Below are 14121 nucleotides of genomic sequence, written 5' to 3' on the forward strand. Positions count from 1 at the left end.
CCAGTATAAAAATTTATATGAGAAATAGCAGCCAAAAAACAACTAACTTTACCTGCTAATTTTTGAGATTGATGCTCTACAACAATAACGAGATGCTTCCAATATTAACTGTAGAGAGCAGCACAAGAAGTATTAATATTCTTCTTTATAAGCTTTTATCCTTACGCAGGATTGAATACCTCACAGTCGATCGGGAACTTAAAATTCAAGAAATATCTTTAAAAGTGCAAGAGTTTGCCGACATTCATGAGGAAGTAGGCGAAGGAAAAGACGTGCGCGATAGTTTTCCCGAACTGATTGGAATTGAACAAATTCTTGAAGGTATTATTGAACAACGAGAGCAAGACTTTCAGTTAAAATCAATTACCAGAGTTCTAAAAGACGGCTCTTATTTGTATCTAGATTTGTACATCTTTGGTTATCATGGAGAAGCCAATGCTGACAGATTGATTATTTTATGCGAAGATGTGACCGATAGCATTGCAGCTCAGCAAAGAATGGTTCAGGCTGCCAACGAAAACAGTATTAAAGTCGATTACTTAGCTGCGGCTGGCGATTATATTGACAAAATCATTAATTCCCTAGGCGATGTTTTGTTAGTAACAGCAAACTCGGGAAAAATCAAAAAAGTGAATCAAGCCGCACAGCAATTATTTGGATATACCGAATCGGAATTAATCGGCCAATCCATATCCATGATTACCGCTGAGGAGGAATTGTTACGCAAAGTCAGCCAGCTACCTCCTGCACTTAAAAGCGAATATTGGCCTCAAGTAAAAGTAGCTTGCCAAACGAAAATAGGTTTAAAGCTGATTGTTGCGTTTTCATGCTCTACTTTCGAGACAAGCACAGGAAGCAAGTATGCAGATAGCGAGGTTATACAAAATTTTGTTTATATCGGCAAAGACATTACCAAGCAACAGCGCATAAAAAATTGTCAAGAAGCACAGTATGCTGTTACTCATATCCTGTCAGAATCAACTTCTCTAGATAGCGCAACTCCGAGAATTTTGCAAGCTATTTGCCAAAGTTTTGGGTGGGATATTGGCGAACTTTGGACGCCCACAGAGGGGGAGAAAGAAACTAGATTTGGTGCGGAAATAAAACGCGAAAAACAGCCGCTTTTGTGCCTGCCACTTTGCTGTCCGATCGAGGAAGCTCCTGGTTGGCGGCGGGTGGCTGTTTGGCAGGCGGCGGAGGAAGTTAGCGAGTTTGCCGAAAACCACCAGCAGATTACTTTCGCTGCGGGTGAGGGTTTGCCGGGAGCGGTTTCCAGAAGCGGTTCTACGCAGTGGATTACCGATCTTGTGGGCGATCGCAATTTCGTGCGATCGCGCTTGGCCGAGGAAGCGGGACTGCGATCGGGATTCGGTTTCCCCATTCACGCTAGGAGCCAAGTTGTAGGAGTAATGACTTTTTTTTGCCGGGAAGAACTGCCACCGGATCAAGATTTACTTCAGATCATAGCTGTGGTAAGTTCTCAATTAGGGGAATTTGTCAAGCGCAAATATGCAGAGCAAGAATTGCAAGAAGCTGAAGCTTCAATCCGATTTTTGTACGAACAAGAAAAACGCCAAAGTGAAGAATTAGCTCGGCAAAATGTAGCTTTAGAACAAGCCAAATTAGAATTACAAGCAGCTAACATGGAATTGCAGCGGCTCGCTTCGGTGGATGGATTGACTCAAATTCCCAACCGCCGCTGTTTTGACAAAAAATTGGAGTTAGAATGGCAGTTGATGGAGCGAGAAAAAGAGTCGCTGTCTTTAATTCTGTGCGATATCGATTTTTTTAAACTTTACAACGATCATTACGGGCATCAAGGAGGCGACGAATGTTTAAAACAAGTAGCCCGGATTTTAGCTAGCCACGCTCAGCGGGCAGGAGATTTAGCCGCCCGCTACGGCGGCGAAGAATTTGCGGTAATTTTGTCGCGAACTGATGTGCAAGGAGCAAAGCAGGTAGCTGAAGCAATTCGCAGCGATTTGAAAGCAGCGGCAATTTTTCATGCTGCTTCCAAGGTAAGTAAGTTTATAACTCTCAGTATGGGGATCGCTACTACTGTGCCTGCTGCTGGTTTATCGATTGAGGAGTTAATTGGACAGGCCGATCGAGCCCTGTATAGAGCTAAACTAGAAGGGCGCGATCATATAGTTAGCCTAGACTTGAAAATAGAATTTCCGGGCCCGAAAGGAGTATTTTCTGATGATTGTGAGAGAAGCTAAAATCGCTGACGCACCTGCAATCGCACGGGTTAATCTAGATACTTGGCGGACAGCTTACCGAAAAATTGTACCCACAGATTACTTCGCGCAACTGTCCTATGAAAAAGCAGAAAGCCGTTGGCAAGAAATCCTTGCCAACGTCAAAAATACTGGGGTTTTTGTCTGCGTTGCTGAGAATGAGTCGGGACAAATTGTGGGTTTTGCTGCGGGTGGTTGCGAGCGCACCGGCAAATATGTATATAAAGGAGAATTATTTGCCATCTATATTTTGGAGGAATATCAGCGTCAAGGAATCGGACGGCAACTCGTGAGAACAGTTGCCACAAAATTGGCAGAGTTAAGTTTGAACTCGATGCTAGTTTGGGTACTAGGAGACAATTCAGCCTATAGGTTTTATGAATTTTTAGGAGGTGAAAAAGTAGACGAACAGCAAACAAGTAGAGCAGGAGTTGCACTCAAAGAAATTGCCTACGGCTGGAAAGATATCGCAGTGCTGATTAACACCCCTGTATGATCTAAAAAGTGGAAGTTTTGTCAATCATCTATCAAACTTCCCCTCTTCATTTGTTCGCGTTCAATTGCCTCAAACAAAGCTCGAAAATTCCCCGCCCCAAAACCTCCTGCTTGCACCTGTTTGCCGTTAACTAAACTAACTCGGCGCTCAATAATCTCGAAAAAGAAAGTCGGTTCTGCAAAAATTGGCTGGGTAAAGATTTGCAGCAGCATCGCTGCGGGAGTATCTTCTTGCCAATCGGCTAAAACTTGACAAGCTGCAATTTCTTGCCAATCAGCAGGCAAATAGTTTTGCCGCTCCTGCAATTCCGAGTAGTATGTTGGAGGAACTGGTAGAAAAGGCAAACCGCACGATCGCAAATCGGCAACAACACCCACAATATTATTAGTTTGCAAAGCCATGTGCTGAATTCCCGGCCCCCGATTTGCGCTCAAAAACTCTTGAATTTGAGAATTAGCTGATGCGGGTTCATTAATCGGGAATTGCACCCCACCTTCAGCGTGTACCATAACTTGGCTCCGCAAAGCTGATTTCTCAGTCTGAATATCAAAATTTTGCTGCGGTTGAAAACCTAATATTTTTTGATACCAACTCACCGCACCTGACAAATCGCCCGATTCAACATTTAACACTACGTGGTCAATCCGGGTAAACAACGACCGCTTATCCGAAGCCGATAGCAGTGAATGGCTGCCAATTCGCTCCACCAGCGTATGGCTTAAATCTCCCCAGCCCGAAATTTTTGCCCGCTTAAAATAGCCTCCTGCGTTTAGGTCTTCTTGAATCGGTTCCAGGATTTTAGCGCCTTCAGCAGCCGCTCTAGCTACCGCTAATTCAATGTCTTTTACCCGAAAACCCACATCGGCAATCCCTGGAGGATGAAACTTCAACCAACTAGCAGCGGGACTAGCGGGTGTCAGGGGCGAAGATAAAACAAAACATACATTGCCACTGATGACAACTTCCGTGTGAGTGTGGCTGTCTGCATAACCTGCTATTGATTGAAAGCCTAACTGGCTGACAAACCAGTCGCGGGATACTTTAGCGTTTTCAACGTAAAATTGAATGCGATCGAACTCCATAATCAATAATTGAAAATGGAAACTGAAAAATGGAAAATCTGCTGATTTTCAAGGCGAAATTGCAAGGGAGGAATTGAGTAATGGATATTTTTCATAGTTTTTATTGCGCGCCCACTTAATAATAACCTAAAGATTGAATATCCTAGCTCCCTCTGAAGGTAGAAATAAGTCGGCCCTTAAAAGAAACCCGGTGTGTGCGATAACTTAGGTTTGACCGCTAGGCCTTCACCAATAGGACTAAGGCAAAAAAATGGTTTGACGTGCTATTTATAGGGGTAAGGTGCGCGAGCCCATGCACCTACATAATTAACGGCTGTACAAGTTCTCAAACCTAAAAATATCATAATTTTTCTTGCCTTCAGCTTCCGCTGCGTTCTGCCTTCAAATCACTCCTCAATAGCTAAAAGAACAAATGACTTTCCGGCTGAATATTAATCTCCATCGGCACAGCTTGCGGGTCAGCCGAAAGAGCAAACATAATCGCATTGGCGGCAGTGTCGGTAGTCAGCATTTTTGACCTGTCTACCTTCAAACTCACATTATCCCAAAACGGAGAATCCACCCCGCCAAAATAGAATAGCGTAAACTTAATGCCGTAGCGCCGCAGTTCATCTGCCATGCACTTGCTGAAACCAACTACCCCAAATTTTGAAGCGCAATAAGCCGTTCCCATCGCCATCGAATGCTTGCCCAAAATCCCGATGACATTGCAAATGTGGCCGGATTTGCGCTCTTTCATCACATTCGCCGCTGCTTGAGAGGTGTAAAAACTGCCTTTCAAGTTCAAGTCAAGCATGGCATCTAAATCAGCGGGTTCTAACTTGTTCCACTGCTTGAGAATTCCGGCACCGGCGGCGTTTACGAGGGCATCAATTTGTCCGAAATGCGCCCCAGCTTTGTGCATCAGCGTCTCGACTTGGGGCAAATCGGTGATATCTGTGGGTACGCACAGTACCTCTGTTGCCGAAAGTTCGCTAGCTAAAGCGTCTAATTTACTGCTGTCTCTGGCGGCGAGCACTAGCCTCGCACCCGCATCAGCGAGTTTGCGGGCCACCGCTGAACCGATGCCGCCAGTCGCACCCACCACAACCACAACTTTGTCCTGCATATCCCTTTACATTTCTTTACGTCTCGATTGTATGATAACTCAAGTTGCTAGTAATGGGGAGGTTGATATATTTTAATTTTTAATTAATTGAGGGAAACTTGCCAGCCTTTTTCGGCTTTTTTTAGCTGGAGAGAAGTGCAGGATTGCAAAAACTTAGTAAATTTTCTACCGAGATTAAAATCTTTAATTATTTGGGTAATTTGTTTGCCGTATTGTCGGTGAAATTCGCTGCCTACATTGGAGAGAAATACAGAATTTTCACGAGAGTTGCCGGTTAAGTCGCCAACGATTTTGACAAGAGCTCTTTCCAAGTCTTCCAGAGAATTAATATCTGTCAAAGTCGCAGGTGCTGTCTGGTGGTTATTCAGAATTTCTTGGCTAAGTATTGGCGGTGGGGGCGATAATCTTACTTCAAAAAGAGTGACATAAGTTTGAGAAACTTCTGAGGGTTTGTGGAGGACAAAATCGGTGGGATATTTAAGAAAGATATCCCGGGTTTTAGTACCGAGCAAATGATGGGCAACAACTTGATTGAGGACTAAGCCGTAATTTTCCCTAAATAAAGCTGAAACAGTAGAAACTTTGATCCACTGAGTTGAGGTGCGTTTTTGCTCTTTTTTGATTAATTCTTTTAGTTGAACAACTAATTGTTCTAGGGGTGTAATTTCCGGTACGGTTACAAGGGAATGGGTTTCCATTTGTCCGGTTTTGCTGTTTAAAACTATGATTTTATCTATTTGTTTGCGGACTTGAAATACGGTTAGTCCGTGGGCTTGCAGTGTATTGCTGAGGTGAGTGAGGGCGCGATCGGACGAACAGACAAAAATCTCTTTGGCTGTGGGATAATGTACGAAAATCGATGCGCCGACTGTAGCCATTTTTAAATCGGCGCTGTCTTTGCCGGGGGGGACATGAATTAGTTGATAGCCGCGCTGGTGAAATTCGGCATCTTTTTTGCCCATGCTGCGCCAGTTGGCAAAGGCAACTTTGATTTGGATTGGATAGTGGCAAATTCCCTCTAGGAATTTTTCGGTTTCGATGGTGAGTTGCAAGTTTTCGACATCTAGCAGCAAGATAGCAATGCCGATAGGAAGCGAATTTGTTTGATGGGTGGTGGGAGTGGGAGGCTTGGACGAAACTGAGTTTTGTGATTTAGGTGGTGCTGTTTGAGATTGGGCTAGCTGCTGAATTTTGACCGATAATTTGCTGAATTGAGGTGAATTAACGAATTCTGGAACCAGCAGAATTTGTAGGTACTTTTTCGCAGTCAGCAGCAGGGAATCTGTATCGCTGGCTACTGTGAAACTTTTTGTCAATTTTCCAATCAAAACTGACTGAAAATCAGGTTTGGCCCAGGGGGTTTTCCTGTATTTTTCAGTTATCCATTCGGGATGCTGTTCCTGAATGGTAATTAGGGTTTGAGCTATATAGCGACTGATGGCGCTGAATGCGAGAGATTCTTGAGTCGCCAGCAAGGGGGTTCGATCGGGCATGGCCCTCTACAATGCGGGATGCTGTTTCAATTTATCACAATTCTAGTTTCTGGCCGGGAGTCGGACGATCGCCCGCCAAATTAAACCGGCGGCAATTAATGCCAATCCTGTCAGCCAAATTTCCCTTTCAACCCAGAAAGCCAGAAACAGACAATTTCCCAAACCCACCCAAGCCAACCACTGCGGATAAAGCCTTTCGGCGGGGGAAAGTTGCAGCGCTGCGAGGTTGGTGATAGCGTAATATATCAAAACGCTAAAAGCGCTAAATGACCAAGTGGTTTTGACATCGCCGACGAGGATTAAAAGTGCGATCGTAACTTCGACAACCACCACAGCCACGTAGGGAGTTGTCCCCGAAGGATTCAGCCGCGCCAAGACTCTCGGCATATCCAAGCGCCGCCCCATAGCCAGCCAGATGCGCGACAGCCCTAAAATTAAGTTCAGCAAGACTCCCAACATAGCGGTAATTGCGCCGACGGCTAGCAGTTGAGAAACTCCTGGAATTGGGAAACTGCGGGCGATGACTTCCAGGGGTGCAGTCGTGCCGCCTGGTTGTAAAGACAATTTATCGGCTCCCCCCACACCTGCGACAACTACTGCTACCCCCACGTAAAGCAGCATTGTCAGCACCAAAGTGAAAATTATGGCTTTGGGAATGGTTTCCCTCGGTTCCCGCACTTCTTCGCTCATTGTGGCGATGCGGGCGTAACCGCTATAAGCGACAAACATCAGGGCGGTGGCTTGGAGGATGGAGCCGATCGAGCTATGATTCTGTAGGGCGGGCATTTCCCACTTTACCTCTGGCAAACCGACAGCAACAAACACCGCTAAGGATAGAAGTGTAACGGAGACTATGGCAGTATTGGCAATATTCGATCGCCTAATTCCCGTCAATACAATTAAAGTGAGGGTGGCGAGGGCGACTAAAGCTGTTAGGATCAGGTAAGTGCGATCGGCTACACCAACTGCATTTAAAAAATACCCTGCAAAACCTAAAGCAGCAGTAGCCGCAGAAGCCGTTTTCGCCAACAGAAACATCCAGCCGGCAGTAAAACCCAGCCAAGGATTGAGATATTTGTAGCCATATTCATAAGTACCGCCGCTAACAGGATGATTTGCCGCTAATTGAGCGCTGCTAAGGCCATTGCAAACAGCAACTAAAGCCGCAATACCTACAGCCAAAATCACTCCCGGCCCAGCAACTTCCGCTGCAATCCCGATACTCACAAATACTCCCGTGCCAAGAATCGAGCCCAGGCCCATGAGAGTTGCGCCGAAAATACCCAACTCTCGCTTCAGAAGCGGTGAAGACATAAATATAGCGGTTTTCTGTTCATTGCCATACTGATATTAGGTTACATGTAGTAATATTTGCAATAATTTCGGCAGGGGTCTAAACCCCCGCCTCAAGAATCAAGTCCCCAGCTAGGAGGACTGAAATACTTATTGACAATGTTGCCCAATCTGAGTCAACACTAATATCAATTCCGCTTGCATTGGAATGATTAAACCACAGAGTACGCAGAGAACGCAGAGGAAGATAACAGAGAGATGAATAATTCTGATGCTAACGGATTTGATATAACTCAAATACTATTACTATTTCATAGTGTTCTTAAGAGGAATTTAACTGTGAGACAGGGACTTAAGCCCCTGTCGGAATATAGCGACCGAAATAAAGGAAAGAATCCTGGTATTAACCGAAACGGCCTTGAATGTAATCTCTCGTACTCGAATTGCCCGCAGAAGTAAAAATCTTACTTGTCGGCCCAAATTCCACCAGCCGGCCGATGCGACTTTCATCAGTATTAAAAAATGCCGTGTAATCAGAAACACGAGCCGCCTGCTGCATATTGTGCGTCACAATCACAACAGTTAACTGCTGCCGCAGAGTCTGAAATAACTCCTCAATCTTCATCGTTGAAATCGGATCGAGAGCAGAACAAGGTTCATCCATCAACAAAATTTTCGGCTTCACCGCCAAAGCGCGAGCAATACAAAGTCGCTGCTGCTGTCCGCCCGAAATCCCCTGAGCCGATTTATTCAAATCGTCTTTCACCTCATCCCAAAGCGCCGCACTTTTGAGGGCAGATTCCACAATTTCATCTAATTCTGATTTGCTTTGGCGACCAAAAATTCTCACTCCGTAAGCAATATTATCGTAGATACTCAGCGGGAAAGGATTCGGTCTTTGAAACACCATTCCAATTTGGCGGCGCAAACTATTAATGTTTACTTTCGGGCTGTAAATATCCTGTCCAAAAAACTCGACTCTTCCTTTAATTTGAACCTTTCCTTCCAATTCACCAATCCGGTTGAGAGCTTTGAGAAAGGTAGATTTGCCGCAACCTGAAGGGCCAATAATCGCCGTAATTTGCGGGTGAGGGATATTCATCGATAAATTTTCTAAGACTTTGTGAGTTCCGTAATAAAAACTCAAGTCCTGAATCCGCAGTGCTGGCATTGCATTGGGGTCAATTTCCGGGGTAACATCGTCTAGGAATTGATCTGTATAGTTTTCTGCTTTTAAGTTAGCTTTAGGTTTCATTATTTGCGGGTTATATTGTTAATATTTGACTGAAAGATGCACTTGAGTTATTGATTTATCGGTTTTGCAAGCGTTTCCGAGTTACTGTACGGGATGCGACGCTAGCAATTAAAACCATACCCAAAAGGACAGAGGCAGCAGTCCACGCCAATTCGTTCTGCTCCTTGTAAGGAGAGCTGGCGTAGCTATATATTAATACCGACATAGAAGGAGTCGGAGTCAGCAGTGTCTCGGGAATTTCTTTGAGTTTTGAGATAGTTTCTGCACCTATCGGAGACTGCATTATCTCGCCCAATTTATCAACTAAAGGAGGCCAAAACTGACTCGACAAAGCCGTTACAATCAACGGCGCGGTTTCGCCTGCGGCCCGGGAAGCAGCCAGTAAAATACCTGTGGTAATAGTTGGGAGTGCTGAGGGAATAATAATCCGAAAAATAGTTTGAAAACGTCCGCCTCCCAAACCCGCAGAAGCGAGACGGTAAGAAGTAGGCACTAATTTTAATGCTTGTTCTGTTGTCAGAGCAACAATTGGAAGCATGATGATGCCGAGGGCAAAACCGCCTGCTAATGATGAAAATGCTTTGGTGGTAACGACAATTAGGGCGTAGGAAAAGACGCCAACGACGATCGAGGGAACGCTGCTGAGAATGACGGTGATAAAGCGAATACCATTGGCTATCGCTTTGTTTTCTCGACCAAACTCAGACAAAAATATTCCCGTCATTACGCCGATAGGCACGCTGATCAATGTCGCAATTCCCACCATTATAACAGTGCCGAGAATGGCATTGGCAAAGCCGTTAGCCTGGTCTTCAACTCCGACGGGTGCGGGCAAAGATACTAACACTTCCCAGCTCAAATGTGTAAGCCCTTCCCCCAAGATTTTGTACAAAATAGCGAATAAAGGTAGCACGGCAAGAGCTGTGAGAACGCAGGCAATAAGTGTTATTCCCCGACTGAACAAAGTTCTGCTCAGTGACAAGGGGTTGTAGATTTCGGCATCCAGAATACTGTTTGATTTTTGTGCTTGAGTCATTTTTAATTTTTAGCTCCCTTAACGCTCATTAGCTTAACCAGCAATACTGCCACTGCATTCACCAACAGAGTGATGACAAATAGAATCAAGGCTAAATACATCAAAGCGCCGATGTGCAGCGGTTCGAGAGCTTCCCGAAATTGACTTGCCAAAACAGCAGGAATTGAGTAGCTGGGAGCTAGGAGAGATTGGTTAATTTGAATCGAGTTGCCAATCACCATTGTGACGGCCATTGTTTCGCCTAAAGCGCGTCCCAAGGCCAAGATTGTAGCGCCGATAATTCCTGAACTAGCTGCTGGTAATAACAGCTTAAATATTGTTTCCCAGCGGGTGGCACCGAGAGACATCGAAGCACTTCGCAAATCGACTGGAACTGACAGCAAGACATCGCGGCTGATGGCGGCTACTGTGGGCAAAATCATAATCGATAAAAGTATCCCAGCGGGCAGCATTCCGGGGCCTAAAGGTTCGCTGCTGAACAAGGGAAACCAACTGAAATTATCGAACAATGACTGCTGCAATGGCAACAAAAAGGGAATCAAAACAAAGATGCCCCAAAGGCCAACTATTACGCTGGGAATAGCCGAGATTAATTCAACCATGAATCCCAAGGGCGATCGCACCCAAACGGGTAAGAAGTTCTCGCTAGTAACTATAGCTACTGACAGCCCTAAAGGAAGTGCGATAATTATGCCGATCGCAGAACTAATCACAGTGCCGTAAATAAACGGCAATGCCCCAAACTGCAACTCGCCGATATCCCACTTGGGATTCCACAAGAAGGAGAGTCCAAAATGGCTAATAGCTGGCCAAGCATCTTTAAAAATTACCGCACTCATCCAAAACAGCGTACCCGCTGTCGCTAGGGCAAAAACCCATACAAAGAGTGTAAATCCTGACTCCATCAATAGACCTTCACCAGCAGTATCTGTTAAATCTACTTCTGTGTTTATTTCTGCCGATTTTCGAGTTAAATTTTTCGATTGTTTTAAAGGCTTGGTCATACCAGAATTATTGCGTAAAAAGTGAAATATTGGCTTGAAATTCGAGTCATTCTAATGGACTGGGTGCGCGCTGGATACCCGGTTGTTAGGGGTGTAGCGCGCACCTTACATAGTAAATTTAGCGCACATTAACCTGATGATTTATGAGTTTTGAGTCATACATTTAACTCATGAACTCATCACCTCGTGCGATCGCCCCCATTAACCTCTGGCAACCACAGTCTGATTAACTGTTTGAACCACTTTTTGAGCTGTAGCTGAAGGAATTGTAGTAAACTCTAACTGTTTGTTGATACCTTGACCGGTAGTCATCACCCAATTAACCATCTTTTTAATAGCCTCTGCTTTCGCAGCAGGATACTGTTTGTAGATTAACAGCCAAGTCAAGCCAACAATCGGATAACCGTCGTTAGGATTTCCTTCTACTAAACGGAAGTCTGCAGGGAATGTTTCCCCTGCTAAAGCTTTCTCTGCTTCAGCCAAACTAGGATCTACAAACCGGCCAGCTTTATTTTGAAGAAATGCTGTTTGGAGATTGTTTTGCCGCGCATAAGTATCTTGAACGTAGCCGATCGCACCCGCTGTATTTTTCACCAAAGCAGCTACGCCGGGGTTTCCTTGACCCCTGACAGCGGTGTCTGGCCACTTCGGCTGAGCGGCAGCTTTGATGCTGCTGCCGATCGCCTGCAAGTGATTAGCAAAAATAAAGCTAGTACCGCTGCTGTCTGCCCGTACAGCTACTCGAATCGCAGTATTTGGCAAGCCTTTAGCTTGTCCAGAAATTCCGGCTATTTTCGCATCATTCCAGCGGGTAATCTTGCCTTCAAAGATGCCTTTAATAGCATCGTTATTTAGCCTCAGATTCGTCACTCCGGGCAAGTTGTAAACAACTGCAACAGCGCCGCCAGCCGTGGGAACAGCTATTACACCCCGCTTTACTTCGGCTATTTGTGCAGCAGTCATCAGTGCGTCGCTGCCTGCGAAATCAACATTGCCTGAAATTAATGCTTTGATGCCAGCACCGCTGCCGGTTCCTTCGTAGTTTACAGTAATTTGATTTGCACTTCTCATCTGAGAGAAGTAGCGATCGTAAAGAGGTTTAGGGAAAGTTGCTCCCGAACCGTTTAGTGTGACAGCAGCTACAGCAGAAGTAATCAACGAGAGCGAAAATGCTGCTACCGCTAGCGTAACTATAAAAGCACGCCGCCAACGTGCTGTGAAGAAAGTCATAATTTTCGTCCTCAATATTGATAGCAGGCTTTGCAAATCTCCTCCATAGGATAGACTGAAATCCACAAAGAAAGGGATTTAATAGAATAAGCTTGTTTTAAATTTTGGTTAATAGTAGATTAACTAACAATAGAATAAGCTTTGTTTAAGTTATGGTTAAGAGTATTGCAAAGAAAAATTAGCTAAAGTCAATTTTTGATGAATCAGAGAAATACCAAATCATAGAGTAACGATAACAATAGAAATTTATTTAGCGATCGCCCGATCGCCCCTACCCCGCACTCCATCCCCCGATCGCCGCATAATAGTAGGGACACTTAACATTTCTTTAACAACAATGGCAAGAGACTTGCGGGGATTCCTAAAACTGCTAGAAGAACGGGGACAACTGCGCCGGATTAGCGCCTTAGTCGATTCCGACCTCGAAATTGCCGAAATTTCCAACCAAATGCTGCAAAAAGGCGGCCCTGGATTGCTGTTTGAAAACGTCAAAGGGGCAGATTTCCCCGTAGCGATTAACCTGTTGGGCACGGAACAGCGCGTTTGCTGGGCGATGAACATGGAAAAGCCGATCGAACTAGAAGAGCTCGGCAAAAAACTGGGAATGCTGCAACAGCCAAAACCGCCGAAAAAGATTTCCCAAGCGATAGAATTCGGGAAAGTGCTGTTTGACGTAGTGAAAGCCAAACCCGGCCGCGACTTTTTCCCCGCTTGTCAGCAAGTGGTAATTGAGGGAGAAGGGCTGGATTTGAACAAAATCCCCATGATTCGCCCTTATCCGGGAGATGCGGGCAAAATTATCACCCTGGGTTTGGTAATTACCAAAGATTGCGAAACCGGTACGCCGAATGTGGGGGTTTATCGGTTGCAGTTGCAGTCAAAAAACACTATGACTGTACACTGGTTATCGGTGCGGGGCGGGGCGCGGCACTTGCGGAAAGCGGCGCAGGCTGGTAAAAAGTTGGAAGTTGCGATCGCCCTTGGAGTCGATCCCCTGATTATTCTCGCTGCAGCAACTCCAATTCCTGTAGATTTATCGGAATGGTTATTTGCCGGACTTTACGGCGGTTCCGGCGTGCAGTTGGCCAAGTGCAAAACCGTAGATTTGGAAGTACCGGCGGACTCGGAAATTGTGTTAGAAGGAACGATTACCCCCGGTGAAGTTCTGCCCGACGGGCCCTTCGGCGATCACATGGGTTATTACGGGGGCGTGGAAGATTCGCCGTTGGTGCGATTCAACTGCATGACGCACCGCAAAGACCCGATTTATCTGACCACATTTAGCGGGCGGCCGCCGAAAGAAGAAGCAATGATGGCGATCGCGCTTAACCGTATTTATACCCCTATTTTGCGGCAGCAAGTATCGGAAATTGTCGATTTCTTCTTACCGATGGAAGCGCTGAGTTACAAAGCTGCAATTATCTCGATCGATAAAGCATATCCCGGTCAAGCGCGCAGGGCTGCTTTAGCATTTTGGAGTGCATTACCGCAGTTTACGTACACTAAGTTTGTGATTGTTGTCGATAAAAGTATCAACATTCGCGACCCGCGTCAAGTAGTTTGGGCAATTAGTTCTAAAGTCGATCCGGTTCGGGATGTATTTATTCTGCCGAATACGCCTTTTGATACCTTAGATTTTGCCAGTGAAAAGATTGGTTTGGGAGGCAGAATGGGGATTGATGCTACTACGAAAATGCCGCCGGAAAGCGATCACGAGTGGGGGGAAGTTTTGGAGTCAGATCCGGATGTGGCGGCGATGGTAGAAAGGCGTTGGGCTGAGTATGGTTTGGCCGATTTGAATTTGGGAGAAGTCGATCCGAATTTGTTTGGATATGAGATGAGGTAGGGAAGCGCAGAAATGCAGAGGCGGGACGCCTGTTCTAC

The 14121-nt window shown here is 45.5% G+C and carries 11 protein-coding genes; 3 read left to right on the forward strand and 8 right to left on the reverse strand.

What is annotated here, in order from left to right:
• Positions 1-92 precede the first annotated feature (92 nt).
• Complete coding sequence (locus QUA77_RS05150) at positions 93-2222, forward strand: diguanylate cyclase domain-containing protein (protein ID WP_333040747.1); 2130 nt, start codon at positions 93-95, stop codon at positions 2220-2222.
• Complete coding sequence (locus tag QUA77_RS05155) at positions 2203-2736, forward strand: GNAT family N-acetyltransferase (protein ID WP_333040748.1); 534 nt, start codon at positions 2203-2205, stop codon at positions 2734-2736. Before QUA77_RS05150 ends, QUA77_RS05155 begins: the two co-directional genes overlap by 20 nt.
• Positions 2737-2756: 20 nt before the next feature.
• Here the strand turns inward: QUA77_RS05155 and hppD are convergent, their stop codons facing one another.
• The 8 genes from hppD to pstS all read right to left on the reverse strand — a co-directional run bounded on the left by hppD (position 2757) and on the right by pstS (position 12237).
• A complete protein-coding gene (gene hppD / locus QUA77_RS05160) occupies positions 2757-3818 on the reverse strand; it encodes a 4-hydroxyphenylpyruvate dioxygenase (RefSeq protein WP_333040749.1) in 1062 nt (353 codons plus the stop codon).
• Between the two features lie 400 nt (positions 3819-4218).
• The gene (locus QUA77_RS05165; RefSeq protein ID WP_333449459.1) at positions 4219-4926 is read right to left on the reverse strand and encodes an SDR family oxidoreductase; all 708 of its coding nucleotides are present in this window, start codon (positions 4924-4926) and stop codon (positions 4219-4221) included.
• Between the two features lie 83 nt (positions 4927-5009).
• Entirely contained in the window at positions 5010-6419 is a 1410-nt protein-coding gene (locus tag QUA77_RS05170) for an NYN domain-containing protein (RefSeq protein ID WP_333449460.1), read from the reverse strand.
• A gap of 42 nt (positions 6420-6461) precedes the next feature.
• Positions 6462-7733, reverse strand: coding sequence for an APC family permease (locus QUA77_RS05175; protein WP_333449461.1), 1272 nt, complete (start codon positions 7731-7733; stop codon positions 6462-6464).
• A gap of 382 nt (positions 7734-8115) precedes the next feature.
• Entirely contained in the window at positions 8116-8967 is an 852-nt protein-coding gene (pstB, locus tag QUA77_RS05180; protein ID WP_333449462.1) for a phosphate ABC transporter ATP-binding protein PstB, read from the reverse strand.
• Positions 8968-9022: 55 nt separating this feature from the next.
• Positions 9023-10003 carry a phosphate ABC transporter permease PstA gene (gene pstA / locus QUA77_RS05185; protein ID WP_333449463.1) on the reverse strand — a complete coding sequence of 327 codons (981 nt, stop codon included), beginning with the start codon at positions 10001-10003 and terminating at the stop codon, positions 9023-9025.
• 2 nt (positions 10004-10005) lie between these two features.
• Positions 10006-11007: a phosphate ABC transporter permease subunit PstC gene (gene pstC / locus QUA77_RS05190; protein ID WP_333449464.1), complete on the reverse strand. Its 1002-nt coding sequence runs from the start codon at positions 11005-11007 to the stop codon at positions 10006-10008.
• 201 nt (positions 11008-11208) lie between these two features.
• Complete coding sequence (pstS, locus tag QUA77_RS05195; protein ID WP_333449465.1) at positions 11209-12237, reverse strand: phosphate ABC transporter substrate-binding protein PstS; 1029 nt, start codon at positions 12235-12237, stop codon at positions 11209-11211.
• Between the two features lie 337 nt (positions 12238-12574).
• Here pstS and QUA77_RS05200 point away from each other — a divergent pair, with 337 nt between their 5' ends.
• Positions 12575-14083 (forward strand): UbiD family decarboxylase, encoded by a 1509-nt coding sequence (locus QUA77_RS05200; protein ID WP_333449466.1) that lies wholly within the window; start codon positions 12575-12577, stop codon positions 14081-14083.
• Positions 14084-14121 lie beyond the last annotated feature (38 nt).

Source organism: Microcoleus sp. K5-D4 (assembly GCF_036704575.1).
Lineage (GTDB): Bacteria > Cyanobacteriota > Cyanobacteriia > Cyanobacteriales > Microcoleaceae > Microcoleus.

Coding starts and splice junctions, on each gene's coding strand:
- QUA77_RS05150 (WP_333040747.1), top strand. CDS start 93: ATGCTTCCAATATTAACTGTAGAGAGCAGCACAAGAAGTATTAATATT.
- QUA77_RS05155 (WP_333040748.1), top strand. CDS start 2,203: ATGATTGTGAGAGAAGCTAAAATCGCTGACGCACCTGCAATCGCACGG.
- hppD (WP_333040749.1), bottom strand. CDS start 3,818: ATGGAGTTCGATCGCATTCAATTTTACGTTGAAAACGCTAAAGTATCC.
- QUA77_RS05165 (WP_333449459.1), bottom strand. CDS start 4,926: ATGCAGGACAAAGTTGTGGTTGTGGTGGGTGCGACTGGCGGCATCGGT.
- QUA77_RS05170 (WP_333449460.1), bottom strand. CDS start 6,419: ATGCCCGATCGAACCCCCTTGCTGGCGACTCAAGAATCTCTCGCATTC.
- QUA77_RS05175 (WP_333449461.1), bottom strand. CDS start 7,733: ATGTCTTCACCGCTTCTGAAGCGAGAGTTGGGTATTTTCGGCGCAACT.
- pstB (WP_333449462.1), bottom strand. CDS start 8,967: ATGAAACCTAAAGCTAACTTAAAAGCAGAAAACTATACAGATCAATTC.
- pstA (WP_333449463.1), bottom strand. CDS start 10,003: ATGACTCAAGCACAAAAATCAAACAGTATTCTGGATGCCGAAATCTAC.
- pstC (WP_333449464.1), bottom strand. CDS start 11,007: ATGACCAAGCCTTTAAAACAATCGAAAAATTTAACTCGAAAATCGGCA.
- pstS (WP_333449465.1), bottom strand. CDS start 12,237: ATGACTTTCTTCACAGCACGTTGGCGGCGTGCTTTTATAGTTACGCTA.
- QUA77_RS05200 (WP_333449466.1), top strand. CDS start 12,575: ATGGCAAGAGACTTGCGGGGATTCCTAAAACTGCTAGAAGAACGGGGA.